Annotated in this window: 13 protein-coding genes; 2 read left to right on the forward strand and 11 right to left on the reverse strand. The window is 59.9% G+C overall.

Annotated elements, in window-relative coordinates; genetic code table 11:
* The first annotated feature begins 5 nt into the window (after window positions 1-5).
* Entirely contained in the window at window positions 6-3,746 is a 3,741-nt protein-coding gene (locus MLC70_RS08295) for a YhdP family phospholipid transporter (protein WP_248182940.1), read from the forward strand.
* A 36-nt stretch (window positions 3,747-3,782) separates the two neighbouring features.
* Window positions 3,783-4,631 carry a carbon-nitrogen hydrolase family protein gene (locus MLC70_RS08300; protein ID WP_248182941.1) on the forward strand — a complete coding sequence of 283 codons (849 nt, stop codon included), beginning with the start codon at window positions 3,783-3,785 and terminating at the stop codon, window positions 4,629-4,631.
* Between the two features lie 15 nt (window positions 4,632-4,646).
* Here the strand turns inward: MLC70_RS08300 and yjgA are convergent, their stop codons facing one another.
* The 11 genes from yjgA to MLC70_RS08355 all read right to left on the reverse strand — a co-directional run bounded on the left by yjgA (window position 4,647) and on the right by MLC70_RS08355 (window position 12,878).
* Complete coding sequence (yjgA, locus tag MLC70_RS08305) at window positions 4,647-5,165, reverse strand: ribosome biogenesis factor YjgA (protein ID WP_248182942.1); 519 nt, start codon at window positions 5,163-5,165, stop codon at window positions 4,647-4,649.
* 8 nt (window positions 5,166-5,173) lie between these two features.
* Entirely contained in the window at window positions 5,174-6,535 is a 1,362-nt protein-coding gene (mgtE, locus tag MLC70_RS08310) for a magnesium transporter (protein ID WP_248182943.1), read from the reverse strand.
* A 94-nt stretch (window positions 6,536-6,629) separates the two neighbouring features.
* Complete coding sequence (locus tag MLC70_RS08315; RefSeq protein WP_248182944.1) at window positions 6,630-6,899, reverse strand: HPr family phosphocarrier protein; 270 nt, start codon at window positions 6,897-6,899, stop codon at window positions 6,630-6,632.
* A 6-nt stretch (window positions 6,900-6,905) separates the two neighbouring features.
* Window positions 6,906-7,793: an RNase adapter RapZ gene (gene rapZ, locus MLC70_RS08320; RefSeq protein ID WP_248182945.1), complete on the reverse strand. Its 888-nt coding sequence runs from the start codon at window positions 7,791-7,793 to the stop codon at window positions 6,906-6,908.
* A gap of 26 nt (window positions 7,794-7,819) precedes the next feature.
* Window positions 7,820-8,290, reverse strand: a complete 471-nt coding sequence (ptsN, locus tag MLC70_RS08325) for a PTS IIA-like nitrogen regulatory protein PtsN (RefSeq protein ID WP_248182946.1) — start codon at window positions 8,288-8,290, stop codon at window positions 7,820-7,822.
* A 99-nt stretch (window positions 8,291-8,389) separates the two neighbouring features.
* Window positions 8,390-8,698, reverse strand: coding sequence for a ribosome hibernation promoting factor (hpf, locus tag MLC70_RS08330; RefSeq protein WP_248182947.1), 309 nt, complete (start codon window positions 8,696-8,698; stop codon window positions 8,390-8,392).
* An 85-nt stretch (window positions 8,699-8,783) separates the two neighbouring features.
* Window positions 8,784-10,313, reverse strand: a complete 1,530-nt coding sequence (locus tag MLC70_RS08335; RefSeq protein ID WP_248182948.1) for an RNA polymerase factor sigma-54 — start codon at window positions 10,311-10,313, stop codon at window positions 8,784-8,786.
* A 144-nt stretch (window positions 10,314-10,457) separates the two neighbouring features.
* The gene (lptB, locus tag MLC70_RS08340) at window positions 10,458-11,183 is read right to left on the reverse strand and encodes an LPS export ABC transporter ATP-binding protein (RefSeq protein ID WP_248182949.1); all 726 of its coding nucleotides are present in this window, start codon (window positions 11,181-11,183) and stop codon (window positions 10,458-10,460) included.
* Window positions 11,161-11,718, reverse strand: coding sequence for a lipopolysaccharide transport periplasmic protein LptA (gene lptA / locus MLC70_RS08345; protein WP_248182950.1), 558 nt, complete (start codon window positions 11,716-11,718; stop codon window positions 11,161-11,163). Before lptA ends, lptB begins: the two co-directional genes overlap by 23 nt.
* On the reverse strand, window positions 11,690-12,307 hold the full coding sequence (gene lptC, locus MLC70_RS08350) for an LPS export ABC transporter periplasmic protein LptC (RefSeq protein WP_248182951.1): 618 nt from the start codon (window positions 12,305-12,307) through the stop codon (window positions 11,690-11,692). The genes lptA and lptC overlap by 29 nt, the downstream gene beginning before the upstream one ends.
* 13 nt (window positions 12,308-12,320) lie before the next feature.
* Window positions 12,321-12,878, reverse strand: coding sequence for a KdsC family phosphatase (locus MLC70_RS08355; RefSeq protein ID WP_248182953.1), 558 nt, complete (start codon window positions 12,876-12,878; stop codon window positions 12,321-12,323).
* Between the last annotated feature and the right edge of the window lie 5 nt (window positions 12,879-12,883).

Below are 12,883 nucleotides of genomic sequence, written 5' to 3' on the forward strand. Positions count from 1 at the left end.
CAGTCATGAGTAACGAACAGGATCCGGAGAGCACTTCGGTCCGGCTGTTATCCAGACTGGCCGGCCTGGTGTGGTGGCTGTTGCTGGCGGGTCTGGTGCTGCTGGCACTGTATGCCGGCATTGGCCGACAACTGACCCAGAACATCGATAACTTCCGCACTGATATCGAGAACCGGCTATCTGCCGAGCTGGGGCACGAGATCTCCATCGGCGCCCTCCGCTCCAGCTGGAACTGGCTCGACCCATCGATTGAAGCCCGCAATCTGAGTGTCCGCAGCGAGCCGGAAGGAGAGGTGGTGGGAACCCTCCAGCACCTGCGCATCCGCCTGGATACCCTGGCCTCGCTCTTCCGACTGCGCATCGTATTCGCGGATTTCGAGGCGGACGGTCTCGAAGTCACGCTGAACCAGACTGTGGCGGGTGATGTGTCGGTCGAGGGCGCGGACCTGCCGGAGCCGGTGACCGACGATCTGAAAAAGTGGCTGGGTCTGGCTGGTGCCTGGCTGTCAGACCCCAGTGTGCGAATCACCCGGGTGAACCTGGGGATTCGGGACAACAACGGCAAAATCCGCTATGTCGACATACCACAGCTGAATCTGGTCTATCGCCGCGGGCTCTTCCAGGCCTCAGGCCGTGCCATGCAGGCCGGTACCACGCAGCAACTCGCCAGCTTCAGCCTGCTTGGTCAGCGTTTTTTCCGAGGGGGGTTCAACGGCCAGCTGTACGTGAATGTGAATTCTGGCCGGCTGTTCGATGGGCTGATTGACGAATACGCCTGGCGTGATATCCGTGTCGAGGGTTTTGATCTGGGCGGTGAGGCGTGGCTAACCTTCCGCAATGGCCGTCTGGAGCAGGCGACGGGCACCGTAGAAACGCCCTACCTGCAACTCGGCGTGGGCAGGCAATCGCTGGCGCCGCTGGAAAACATTCGTACCCGTTTCGGCTGGCGGCGCAGTGAGACGGCGTTGACGGAAGCGAGTCCGGCGGATCTGGAGAGCCTGGCCGGCGCCGGTGAAATCCACCTGACCAACCTCGAGTGGAGCTGGGATGGTGTCCAGGTTTCCCCGTTCAGTCTCCGGATTCTGCAGCTGGAAGGCGGTATCGATATTATCGCAGATGACGTTCCCCTGAGTCCGATCAGCCAGGTGTTTACCGGTGTTGGGCTATTGCCGGCTGTCGCCCGTGACGCCCTGGAAAATTACCAGCCGGGTGGGGAGCTTGACGATCTCCGGTTCCGTCTGGCTGACGACACGGATGACGGCTTTCATCTATCAGCATTGCTGGATGATGTCAGTGTGGCGGCCCATGGCGGTGCGCCGGGCGTTCGCGGTCTGAACGGACAACTGGTGATGACAGCGCGCCATGGGTACGTCGACGCCGACAGCCGGGACGTGACGCTGGGTTTTCCGAAACTGTTCGGTCGAGACTGGCTGCTGTCCCGTTTTCAGGGCAAAGTGGATTGGCAACTTGATGGCGACATCACCCGGGTCTGGTCCGACAGCCTGGAAATGGCCTATGGCGAGCAGACTTCCCTGGGTGGCGCTTTCGATCTGCGCTTGGATCGTGGGGGCGAGGATAACCTCAGCTTGCGGGTGGGGGTTCGGGATGGCAGGGCCGACATGCTCGGGGATTTCGTGCCGGTCAAAGTGGTCAATCCGGAGCTTTACCAGTGGCTGACCACGGCCATTACCCAGGCGGATATTACCGAGGGCGTCTATTACGGCCACGGCCAGATTGATCGTGATGCCCCCAAGGGCTCGTTTGTATCATCCATGCGTTACCGCTTCGACAACGCCAGTGTGCGCTATGATGAGCGTTGGCCCGCAGTGGACAATGCCCGTGGTGAGGTGTTCATACACGGTGGCCGCACTCGCGTCAGCCTGGAGGAAGGCCGCACCGGTCAGTTGACGCTGTCGCCCAGCGAGGTCCGGGTTAACCCGGTCAATGATCGCCTGACTCTGGAAGTGGATGCCAAAGCCGGTATGCCAGGCTCCGCCGTGGCTTACTGGCTGCAGAACAGTCCGCTGGGGGAAATGGCCGGTGGCGTGGGAGGCAGTGTCGGTATTGATGGGGATTACACTCTGGATCTGGCTCTGGCGTTGCCGCTTGGCACAGCGCCGGCCGATACGCAACCGCAGGTAGAGGTCACCGTTGGTACAGACAACGGGAAGGTCACTTATGCTGCCGCAGGGCTGGTCTGGGAACAGGTTGCAGGACAGCTTCGTTACAGCACTCGTACAGGCTTTGCCGGTGACCCCTTGCGGGCACAGTTCCTGGGCGGCCCGGTGAGGGTGTCGTTCCGGCAAGGTGGCGCCGACGATGCCCTGACGATCCAGCAGCGGGGGCAAGTCAGTTTCCCTGGTCTGTTCCGTCGCAGTGGCTACGACGGCGTGGAAAACCTCGGCATTGAGGGGGTTACCGATTACACCGCCTCGCTGGACGTAGCCAAGCATCGTGCCCCGATCGTCACCCTGCGCTCCAATCTGAAAGGCGCATCGGTAAACTGGCCTGAGCCCCTGGCCAAAACCGCCGAAGAGGAAGCACCGCTGAGCATTGCTATCGACCCGGCACGCGAGACTGGTGTCGGTATCGCTGTGACGTGGGAAAACCGTCTGGCGCTGGATATGTTGCGAAGTGACAGCGGTCTCGCTATCAGTATCAGCCGGCTCTGGCTGGGCCGCCAGTTGCTGACCGACATCGACATATCCGCCAGTGATCTGGGTGACCGGTGGGTGATCAATACCCAGTCGGACAGGGCGGTCGCCAGGGTGGTGTTGCCTGAGGGTGACGAGGCGATCACGGCAGACTTCGAGAGCCTGCACCTGTTCAGTGATGGCGGCGACCCCGGCGATCCGGAACCTGAACAACTGAGCATTGACGAGCAGTTGGAAGCCTTCCGCAACCTCGAGATCGGCGAGTGGCCGGACATCGACGTGCGCATCGCGCAATTGACGCTGAACGACGAGGCACTGGGTGCCTGGTCATTCCTTCTGCGCCCGCAACCCTATCGCTTGCAGGTTGAGAGCATCGAAGGTGAACTCAATTCCCTGAGTCTCGCCGGCGAAATGATCTGGAGCATTGCCGGCGACCGTGAAACTACCCGTTTTGTCGGGGAGATCAGCGGCGGAACACTCGCGGACCTTGGCAACCTGTTTGGCTCTGAAATTCCACTTCGCAATGATAAAACCGCCATGCAACTGGATCTGGATTGGCCCGGGCGCCCCAATGGTTTCATGCTTGAAGAGTTGAGCGGTTCAGTGAGTCTGCGACTGGACGACGGTGTGATTCTGGAGCGCAACAACACCGCCCAGGTTTTCCGGGTGTTCAATCTTCTGAACTCGGATACGCTGTGGCGCCGCTTGCAGCTGGATTTCTCGGATCTGTATGAAGCGGGCGTGGCATTCGATGCCATCTCCGGCAAAGCAGTGATGACCCGGGGATTGCTGACCTGGGACCCTGAGTTGCAGGTGGTCGGTCCCTCGGGCGCTTTCCGCCTGTCCGGCACTACCAGCATGGTTGAAGAGACCCTCGACATGCAGCTGGTGGTGGTGCTGCCGCTGACGCAGAACCTGCCACTGGCCGCGTTGCTGATGGGGGCCAGTGCGCCGATCGGTGGGGCCTTGTTCGTGCTGGACAAAATCCTCGGTGACCCGTTGAGCAAACTGACCAGTGCATCTTATAGTGTAACCGGCAGCTGGGACGAACCCGAGGTGAACCTGCGTCGGGTTTTCGGTGGTGGTGAGTGACCTCGGACCGGTGGAACAAACTAGGGGAGTCTGCTGATGACGAATCCATCCGATCAGATCGTAGCCGCGATACAGATGGTGAGTACGCACGACCTGCAGGCGAATCTCGCCGAGGCAGGGCGACTGTTGTCGGAAGCGGCGAAGATGGGTGCCCGGGTGGCGGTGTTGCCGGAGAACTTTGCGGTGCTGGCGACCTCGCAGATGGTGGCGTGCGGCCAGCAGGAAGTCTCGGCCGAGCCGGTGATCCGTCGCTTCCTGGCGGAGCAGGCACGCCAACTGGGCTTGTGGATTGTGGGGGGCTCTTTGCCGCTGGCAAACCGTCCTGACGGTTCCATGATCGAGGGGCGGGCAAGAGCCAGTTGCCTGGTGTTTGACGATCAGGGGCGGGAAGTGGCTCGCTACGACAAGATCCACCTGTTTGATGCCACGGTGGAAGACGCTCATGGGCAGTATCGCGAGTCCGACACGTTCGAGCCCGGTGACGCGCTGGTGACCGTGCCGACACCGGCCGGGCTTCTGGGACTGGCGGTCTGCTACGACCTGAGGTTCCCGGAGCTGTTCAGGGCCCTGCGAGAGCTGGGCGTTGACTGGGTGTGTCTACCCAGCGCATTCACCTGGCAAACCGGCGACGCCCACTGGCATGCACTGATCCGCGCCCGTGCCATCGAGAATCAGATCTGGGTGGTTGCCCCCGGGCAGGGCGGGCAGAACAGCGAGCGCCGTCGCACCTATGGTCACAGTCTGATCTGCGACCCCTGGGGAAAAGTGGTTTCAGAAATTGATGAGGGGCCGGGGGTGATCACCGCCGGGCTCGACACGGATCACCTCAACAACGTGCGCAGCCGCATGCCGGTGTGGGAACATCGGCGCCTGACCCGCGGCTGATGCTGGTCTGGCGAGTTAGGCGATGTCGTCAATGCATTCCCGCAGATAGCGAAAAAGCTTCTTCGCCTGTCCGGTGTTTTTTTGCTTCTCCACATCTTTCCGGGCATTACGGGCAAGGTTGCGGAGGTGCTGCACGTCGGCGCCCGGACAGTAATCGAGAAATTCACCCACCGCCGGGTCACCCTCGCTGATCATCCGGTCGCGCCATCGTTCTGCCAGGTGATGACGGCGAGTGTGCTCTTCGCTGCCGGCGTCAAAGGCATCGATGGCACGCCTCAGACCCTCGGGGTCGTCTTCCTGACGAATAACCTTGCCAATGTACTGCAGGTGCCGGCGCTTCGCCTCGTTCTGGCGTATCCGCCGGGACTCCTCGATGGCCGCCCGCAACGTGTCGCTGATGCTCAGCGTATCAAGTTGATCGTTGCTCAGTTCCAGCATCCGCTTGCCGATGTCCTGGAGCGCATGGGATTCCCGCTTGAGCTGGGATTTGCTGGGCCCGAGGTATTCGGGGCTGTCGTTGTCGTGATCAGTCATGGTATTGCCTATGCGTAAAACAGGGTGGCCAGGCCGAGGAAAGACATGAAGCCTACCACATCGGTCACCGTGGTCAGGATCACGCTGCCTGCCAGGGCAGGGTCGATGTTGCGTGACTTGAGAAACAGCGGCAGCACGGTGCCTACCAGCGCGGCTGCGACCAGGTTGATGACCAGAGCCGCCGCAATGATGGCGCCGATCAGATAATCCTGGAACCAGAGGGTAGCGGCGGTCGCCACCACAACGGCCCACAACAGACCATTGAGAATGCCCGCTACAAACTCCCGGTTGAGCAGCCAGCCGACGTTCGCGCCGCTGATCTGCCCCACGGCCATGCCGCGGATGACCAGGGTCAGGGTCTGGCTGCCTGCAATGCCGCCCATGCTGGCAACAATCGGCATCAACACGGCCAGCGCCACCACCTTGGCGATGGTTTCCTCAAACAGACCAATAACCGCGGAGGCGGTGAATGCGGTGAGCAAGTTGATGCCCAGCCACACCGCGCGGCGCCGCGTGGTTTTCAGAATAGGCGCGAAGGTGTCTTCGTCTTCGTCCAGACCGGCCATGCTCATCAGGGAGTGGTCGGCGTCCTCACGGATAACATCCACCACGTCATCGATGGTGATGCGCCCGAGCAGGTGGCCCTCGTCGTTGACCACCGGTGCGGAGATCAGGTCGTAACGCTCAAACAGGGTCGCCACCTTGGTGTCGGACAGGGTGACCGGAATCGGCTCGATATCGGTATCCATCACCTCCCGGACCGTTGACGCCGGGTTCGACACCAGCATCTTGGTGATCGGCAGCATGCCGATGAATTCATCCCGCCGGCTGACCACGATCAGACTGTCAGTCATTGGTGGCAGGTTACGGTGGCGGCGAAGATAACGAAGTACCACGTCGATGCTGATGTCGGGCCGCACCGTGATGGTGTCGGTGTTCATCAGGCCGCCGGCGGTGTCCTCCGGGTAAGCGAGTACTTCCTCTACCCGTTGCCGGTCCTGCTCGTCCATGGTATCCAGCACTTCCTGGATAACCGTGTCCGGCAGCTGCTGCAGTAAGTCGGCGAGATCGTCGGATTCGAAATCCTCGATGATGTCGGCCAGTTCCTGGGCGTTCAGCTGACTGAGAAAGTAGCCCCGGATGTCGTCATTGAGGTACTGGAGAACCTCGCCTTCCAGTTGCTTGTCGACCAGATTCCACAGCAGTGCACGCTGGCGAGGTGGCGATGATTCCAGCAGGTGGGCGATATCGCTGGGGCTCAGGCCGCCATTCAGGATGCGGGCAACCTGTTTCAGCGCACCACTGTCCAGCGCTTCGCTGAGAGAGCGAAGGCGCTGGCGGGCCTGGCTTTTTTCCAGAATATCGGTCATGAATCACCCACAGTCAGAAAACCTTAGCATTATAGCGGAGTTAGGCGTCACAGGTGAGAAAGAGTTGTAGGTGAATGTCGCAGGTGACTGAGCGCTACTCACCCTCGCCAAAGTAGTCGTTAATGAGTTCGATCAGTGCGTCGATGGCAGCCTCTTCGTCCGGGCCCTCTGCCACCAGCTCCACTTCGGTCCCCTTGCTCGCCGCCAGCATCATCACCTGCATGATGTTCTTGGCGTCCACCTCCCGGCCCTTGCTGCTGATTCTCACAGTGCTCTGGTAGGTCGACGCGGTGGCGACCAGCTTGGCGGTGGCCCGCGCATGCAGGCCCAGTTTATTGATGATGGTGACGGTGCGGCGGATCATGATGGATCAGGTTAGCTCGCGGTTCTGCAGGTGAGGCAGCTCGCTGTGTCGAACCTGGACGTTGTTGTACCTGGTGCGGAAATACCGGCCGATCTGCTCGCATACGTACACTGAACGATGCTGGCCCCCGGTGCAACCGATGGAGATGGTCATGTAGCTGCGGTTGCTGTCTGCGAATGAGGGTAGCCAGTTCTCAAGAAAACCGGTGAGGTCGTCCACCATTTTGCGGGTCAGCGGTTCTTTCTCGAGAAAATCAATAACCGGTTGGTCAGTGCCCACAAACTGCCGCAGGCTCGTATCCCAGTAGGGATTCGGCAGGCAGCGCACGTCAAAGACATAATCCGAGTCCAGTGGCACGCCGTGCTTGAACCCGAAAGACTGGAACAGCAGTGCCAGTTCCTGATCCTTGCGGCCAACAATACGTTGCTTGACCATATCCCTGAGTTCGTACATGGACAGGCCGGTGGTGTCGACGTAGAGATCGGCCAGTTTCGATAGCGGCTCCAGCAGCTTTTTCTCGTTGCCAATCGCTTCCCGCAGCGATGTTTTGTCATCACTCAACGGATGCTTGCGTCGGGTGGCATGAAAGCGCTGAAGCAGGGATTGTTCGTCGGCGTCGAGGTAGATAATCTCAACGGTCACGCCTGTTTCCTGAAGCTGGCGGTAGATGGTCTCGAAATTCGACAGCTCACCGGCAAGATTGCGCGCGTCGATACTGACGGCCATTTTTCGCAACCGCCCCGGTGACGTACTGTGGCTGGTGGCCTCTGTGGTCAGTGGAAACAGCAGGCCGATGGGCAGGTTGTCGATGCAGAAAAAGCCCAGGTCCTCAAGGACATGTAACGCCGTACTCTTCCCGGAGCCGGATCTGCCACTGACTATGATCAGTTTCATTGCCTGTTGCCTCTGCTGGAATGCGGTCAGTCGCTGCTTTGAGTCATTCGGCTGAAGAGCGCCGGGGCATCGCTGCACTGCCGCAGTTGATCACAGAAATTCCGGTCATTGAACTTCTCCGCCAGCTGGCTGAGCAGTTCGAGGTGTTCGCTGGTGGCCTCCTTGGGAACGATGAGGGCAAACACCAGGTCTACCGGCTGATTGTCGATGGCGTCAAAACTCACCCCGTCTTCCAGGGTCAGGAGCACACCGATCACCCGGTCAAGCCCTTCCAGGCGACAGTGAGGGATGGCAATGCCCTCGCCGATACCAGTGCTGCCAAGCCTTTCCCGGGAAATCAGATTGTTGAAGATCTGCGTTTCGCTGAGTGTGGCGTCCTGCTGGTTCACAAGCTCTGCAATAAATTCCAGAACCCGCTTCTTGCTGGACGCGGCCACCCGGCAAAGGGTCAGCTCCGGGGAAAGAATGGTTTCGATAGTCAGGGACGTGTCGCTCATGGATCGACTTTAGTTCCGTGAAGGTTTCCGTAAAAAAAAGGCTGCGGCACGTGTGTCATGCCGCAGCTCGATCAGGTTGAGTGCTGGTAAAGCAGTGCCCTAGCGAGCGCCGTTACCGTGCATGCGATCAACGTTCTTTTCCTTGTGCTTGAGGATCTGACGGTCCAGCTTATCGACCAGTGCATCAATAGCGGCGTACATATCCTCACTCTCTGCCTTTGCGTGAATCTCACCACCGATGACATGGAGGGTTGCCTCCGCAAGCTGGCGCACCTTCTCAACTTCCAGTGTGACCTGGCAGTTGCTGATGTGATCGAAGTGGCGCTCGAGCTTTTCAAATTTGCTTGACACGTATTCTTTCAGGGAGGGAGTCAATTCTACATGGTGGCCTGAAATGTTGAGTTGCATAGGCGTCTCCTGTTGTCATCGTGCCCGCCCCGGATGAGGGGCTGACGGTGTGCCGGCAAATGTCCCACCGGCGGATCCTGTCGGGTCAAACCAGCCGCTTTCTCTCGTTGGATGGCGGAATGTGCATCGCCTCACGATATTTGGCTACTGTCCGTCTGGCTACCTTGATGCCCTGTTCTCCTAGCATGGCTGCAATTTTACTATCGCTCAATGGCTTTTTCGGAGTTTCTGCCGCAATCAGCTTCTTGATCATGGCACGGATTGCGGTGGAGGAACACTCTCCACCCTCGTCGGTGCTGACGTGGCTGGAGAAAAAGTACTTCAGCTCGAAGATGCCGCGGGGGGTATGCATGTACTTCTGGGTGGTGACCCGCGAGATGGTGGACTCATGCATCTCCACCGCCTGGGCGATGTCGGACAGAATCAGCGGCTTCATGAATTCCTCGCCCTGATCGAGGAAGCCCTGTTGGTGCTCCACAATCCGCGTGGCGACTTTCAGCAATGTCTCGTTGCGGCTTTGCAGACTCTTGATGAACCACTTGGCTTCCTGCAGCTGGTCGCGCAGATAGGTGTTGTCGGCGCTGCTGTCAGCGCGCTTGATCAGCGAGGCGTAACTGGCGTTCACGCGGATGCGTGGCGCGATTTCCGGGTTCAGCTCGACGCGCCAGCGCTCATTGTGCTTGCGGACGATCACATCGGGGATGACGTAATCCGGCTCTGCCCGATCCACGGAATCTCCCGGGCGCGGGTTCAGACTGGTGATCAGTGTCAGGACATCCCGCAGCTGGTCTTCCTTGAGGCGGCTGCGGCGCAGCAGTTGCGCGTAGTCACGATTGCCCAGCAGGTCAATGTAATGGGTGATCACCAGGCGCGCCTGCGACAGCCAGGGTGTCTCGGGCGGCAGCTGGTTGAGCTGAATCAGCAGGCACTCCTGCAGATCACGGGCAAATACGCCGGGTGGGTCAAAGTGCTGCAGGCGATGCAGTACCGCTTCGACTTCGTCGAGCTCCAGCGGATCGTCTTCGGTTTCGTCCAGCAGCCCGGAGTGAATCTCTTCAATGGGCGAGGTCAGATACCCACGCTCATCTACCGCATCCATCAGGGCATGGGCAATGGCCCGGTCCCGCTCGTTCAGAGGCGTGAGATTCAGTTGCCAATCCAGGTGATCCTGGAGGGTTTCCGCAGGAGAATTGCGGGTTTCGAAATCGCTGTCATTCTCGTCGTCGTTACGAGAGGCCGGAGCAGGGGCAGACTGGTAGATGTCGTCCCAGGCGGTGTCGACCGGCAGGTCGTCCGGAATGTTGTCGGGAATGTCGTTCTCGGATGCCCAGTCTGGACCGTTCTCGGATTCGTCCCAGTCACTGGCGGATTCGGCTGTAGCCGCAGTCTCCTCTACCTGGACCTGCTCAGCCTCGGTATCCCGTGCGTCGTCATTCGCCTCCGGGGTGTCGTCGTCCTCCGGAGTCTCGAGCATGGGGTTGGAGTCCAGTGCCTGCTGGATCTCCTGTTGGAGGTCCAGCGTTGACAGCTGCAGAAGCCTGATCGCCTGCTGCAATTGCGGCGTCATGGTCAGGCTTTGACCCATTTTCAGCTGTAATGACGCTTTCATAACCATGGTTCAGAATCCGTCACCCGATCGCACCGGCCTTTTGTCTGGTTGCAAAAAATTCTATGTATGCTGGTCACTTGCCCGAACAAGCAAGTTCTTTGCCGAGTGTACTTGCTTGTCTTGTTCATGACAATTGGGGCCAGTATGACATCAGAGCCGGAACTCATTGCCGAGGTACACTTCTTTCACCTGTTGATTAGCGAGAATCTCGCTGGAATTGCCTGAGGCGATGATGTGGCCGCCGGAAACAATGTAGGCATTTTCGCAGATGTCGAGGGTTTCCCGCACGTTGTGATCGGTAATCAGCACGCCGATACCCTTGTCGCGCAGGTGGCGGATGATCTGCTTGATGTCGCTGACCGAGATCGGGTCGACCCCGGCAAAGGGCTCGTCCAGCAGAATGAACGCCGGCTCCATGGCCAGCGCGCGGGCGATTTCCACCCGACGCCGCTCGCCGCCGGACAGCGCCATGCCGACGCTGTCACGAATGTGGGTAATGTGGAACTCTTCCAGCAGTTCCTCCAGCTTGGCATCGCGGTCGGCCTTGCTGAGGTCCTTGCGGGTTTCCAGGATCGCCATGATGTTGTCGCGCACGGTCAGCTTGCGGAAAACCGACGCTTCCTGGGGCAAATAGCCGATACCCTTGCGGGCCCGGCCGTGCATGGGCAGGGGTGTGATGTCCTGGCTGTCGATGGTGATGCGGCCGTGGTCCGCCGGAACCAGCCCGACAATCATGTAGAAGCAGGTGGTTTTTCCGGCGCCGTTGGGACCCAGCAACCCAACGATCTCGCCGCTGCGGATCTCCAGGGAGACGTCAATGACCACTTTCTTCTGCTTGTAACTTTTCGCCAGGTTACTGGCCCTGAGAACTGCCATCCGGATCCTGTGTGTTCTGGCGGCTGCGCGGCTGAATTACCATTTCCACTCGGCCGCTGCCATTGTTGTCGTTTGCGGCACCTTCGGCGGTGACCACTCGCTGGACGCTATCATAATGAATGATGTCGCCACGGAACAGGTTGCCGTTCTGCTCGATGACCGCTTCTTTTTCAAACGTCAGCAGGCTTTCGGGCGCCGAATAGGTGATGTTCAGTGCTTTCGCATCGGTCTTGCCCTGGCCTTCTGTGGCAGCCTGCCGGTAGTGCGCAGGCTGGCCGGAGGCTTCGATGCGCTGCAGGCCGGTCTCATCCCGGTAGAGCACCACCCGGTCTGCGGTCAGTTCGGTCTCGCCCTGGGTCATCACCACATCGCCGGTATAGGTGGCAATGCCCTTGCCGTCGTCGAGCCTGGCGTTATCCGCGTTGACGGTAATGGGTACATTGGAGTCCAGATTGAACGCCGCGGCGGAGCCGGAAAACAGCAGCGCTGCCAGCGTGGCGATGAGTTTACGGTTTGGCTTGTTGGCCAGGCTCATAGCGTCCTTCCACTTGTGAGTCGAGTTCGAGTATGCGGTCATCCAGCCAGCCCTTCATGCCGATTGCCCGGGTAACGCTGAAGGCATCGGTCAGCTCCACCGGTGCGTCGGTAAAGACCGTGCGGCTGCCGTTATCCAGCGTCAGTCGCGTGGTGGTCAGCGTCACCTGGCGGCCGCCTTCGGTGTTGCGAATGACATGAACGTTCCCCTCCAGTTCCAGCAGGTCGTTGTTGTCCTGCAGAACGCCTGAATTCGCGCTCAGTCGCCAGGGTTCGGTCTCGCCTTCGGTGAACAGTTGCGCCCGTGGCGACGCCATGGTGGCCAGATTGTCGGCTTCAAACTGTTCAATTCGCGGGCTTTCGAAGCGCGCGGTCAGCTTGCCGGTATCGTCGAATGACAGGTATCGGCCGTTGACCACGAAGCCGTCGGGTTCAGACTGGCCACGAAGGGCTGCCGCATCGATCGGTTGAACGGGTTCGTCACTCTGCCACATCAGTGCAATCAGGGCCACAACCGTACAGGCAAGCGCAACTCCCCGCAGCAGTGGATGATTGGCAAGCATCATGGTGGAGACGAGATTGCGGTTCATGCCAGCGTTATCCTCAATGGGCCCGGGTGTAGGGCGCAAGGGTGCTGTCAAGCTCGCCGATGGCCGTCAGCAGCAGGTCACAGGCTTCCCTTACCGCGCCGCTGCCGCCGGCGGCCAGGGTGCACACATCGGCCTGCTCCCGTACCAGCCAGTAACCGTTGGGAACGGTAATGCCCAGGCCTGCGAAGCGAATGGCGGGCAGGTCGGGCAGGTCGTCTCCCATATACGCAATGGCCTCCGTTTCGATGCCCAGGGTGTCCGCCAGTTCCTGCAGTGCGATCTGCTTGTCTTCGCGCCCCTGCATCAGGTGCGGGATGCCCAGGTCGGTCATCCGCTTCAGGGTCAGAGGGGACGAGCGCCCTGTGATCACCGCCACGGTAATGCCGGCGGCCATCACCTGTTTGAGGCCGAGGCCGTCCAGGATATTGAAGCCCTTGAGCTCATCGCCGTTGGCACTGAAAAACAACTTGCCGTCGGTCATGATGCCGTCGACGTCGAGTGCCAGCAGACGAATGTTGGCCGCTTTTTTCAGCAGTCTTGCCGGCCATTGTGGACGCAGGGATTCGGACATGCCAG

It is taken from the genome of Marinobacter goseongensis (assembly GCF_023156235.1).
Taxonomy (GTDB): domain Bacteria; phylum Pseudomonadota; class Gammaproteobacteria; order Pseudomonadales; family Oleiphilaceae; genus Marinobacter; species Marinobacter goseongensis.

Bases quoted from the DNA above. Each gene is read 5' to 3' on its own strand.
- MLC70_RS08355 (WP_248182953.1), bottom strand. From the start codon at position 12,878: ATGTCCGAATCCCTGCGTCCACAATGGCCGGCAAGACTGCTGAAAAAA.
- hpf (WP_248182947.1), bottom strand. From the start codon at position 8,698: ATGCAACTCAACATTTCAGGCCACCATGTAGAATTGACTCCCTCCCTG.
- mgtE (WP_248182943.1), bottom strand. From the start codon at position 6,535: ATGACCGATATTCTGGAAAAAAGCCAGGCCCGCCAGCGCCTTCGCTCT.
- MLC70_RS08295 (WP_248182940.1), top strand. From the start codon at position 6: ATGAGTAACGAACAGGATCCGGAGAGCACTTCGGTCCGGCTGTTATCC.
- MLC70_RS08335 (WP_248182948.1), bottom strand. From the start codon at position 10,313: ATGGTTATGAAAGCGTCATTACAGCTGAAAATGGGTCAAAGCCTGACC.
- lptB (WP_248182949.1), bottom strand. From the start codon at position 11,183: ATGGCAGTTCTCAGGGCCAGTAACCTGGCGAAAAGTTACAAGCAGAAG.
- MLC70_RS08300 (WP_248182941.1), top strand. From the start codon at position 3,783: ATGACGAATCCATCCGATCAGATCGTAGCCGCGATACAGATGGTGAGT.
- rapZ (WP_248182945.1), bottom strand. From the start codon at position 7,793: ATGAAACTGATCATAGTCAGTGGCAGATCCGGCTCCGGGAAGAGTACG.
- lptC (WP_248182951.1), bottom strand. From the start codon at position 12,307: ATGAACCGCAATCTCGTCTCCACCATGATGCTTGCCAATCATCCACTG.
- yjgA (WP_248182942.1), bottom strand. From the start codon at position 5,165: ATGACTGATCACGACAACGACAGCCCCGAATACCTCGGGCCCAGCAAA.
- ptsN (WP_248182946.1), bottom strand. From the start codon at position 8,290: ATGAGCGACACGTCCCTGACTATCGAAACCATTCTTTCCCCGGAGCTG.
- MLC70_RS08315 (WP_248182944.1), bottom strand. From the start codon at position 6,899: ATGATCCGCCGCACCGTCACCATCATCAATAAACTGGGCCTGCATGCG.
- lptA (WP_248182950.1), bottom strand. From the start codon at position 11,718: ATGAGCCTGGCCAACAAGCCAAACCGTAAACTCATCGCCACGCTGGCA.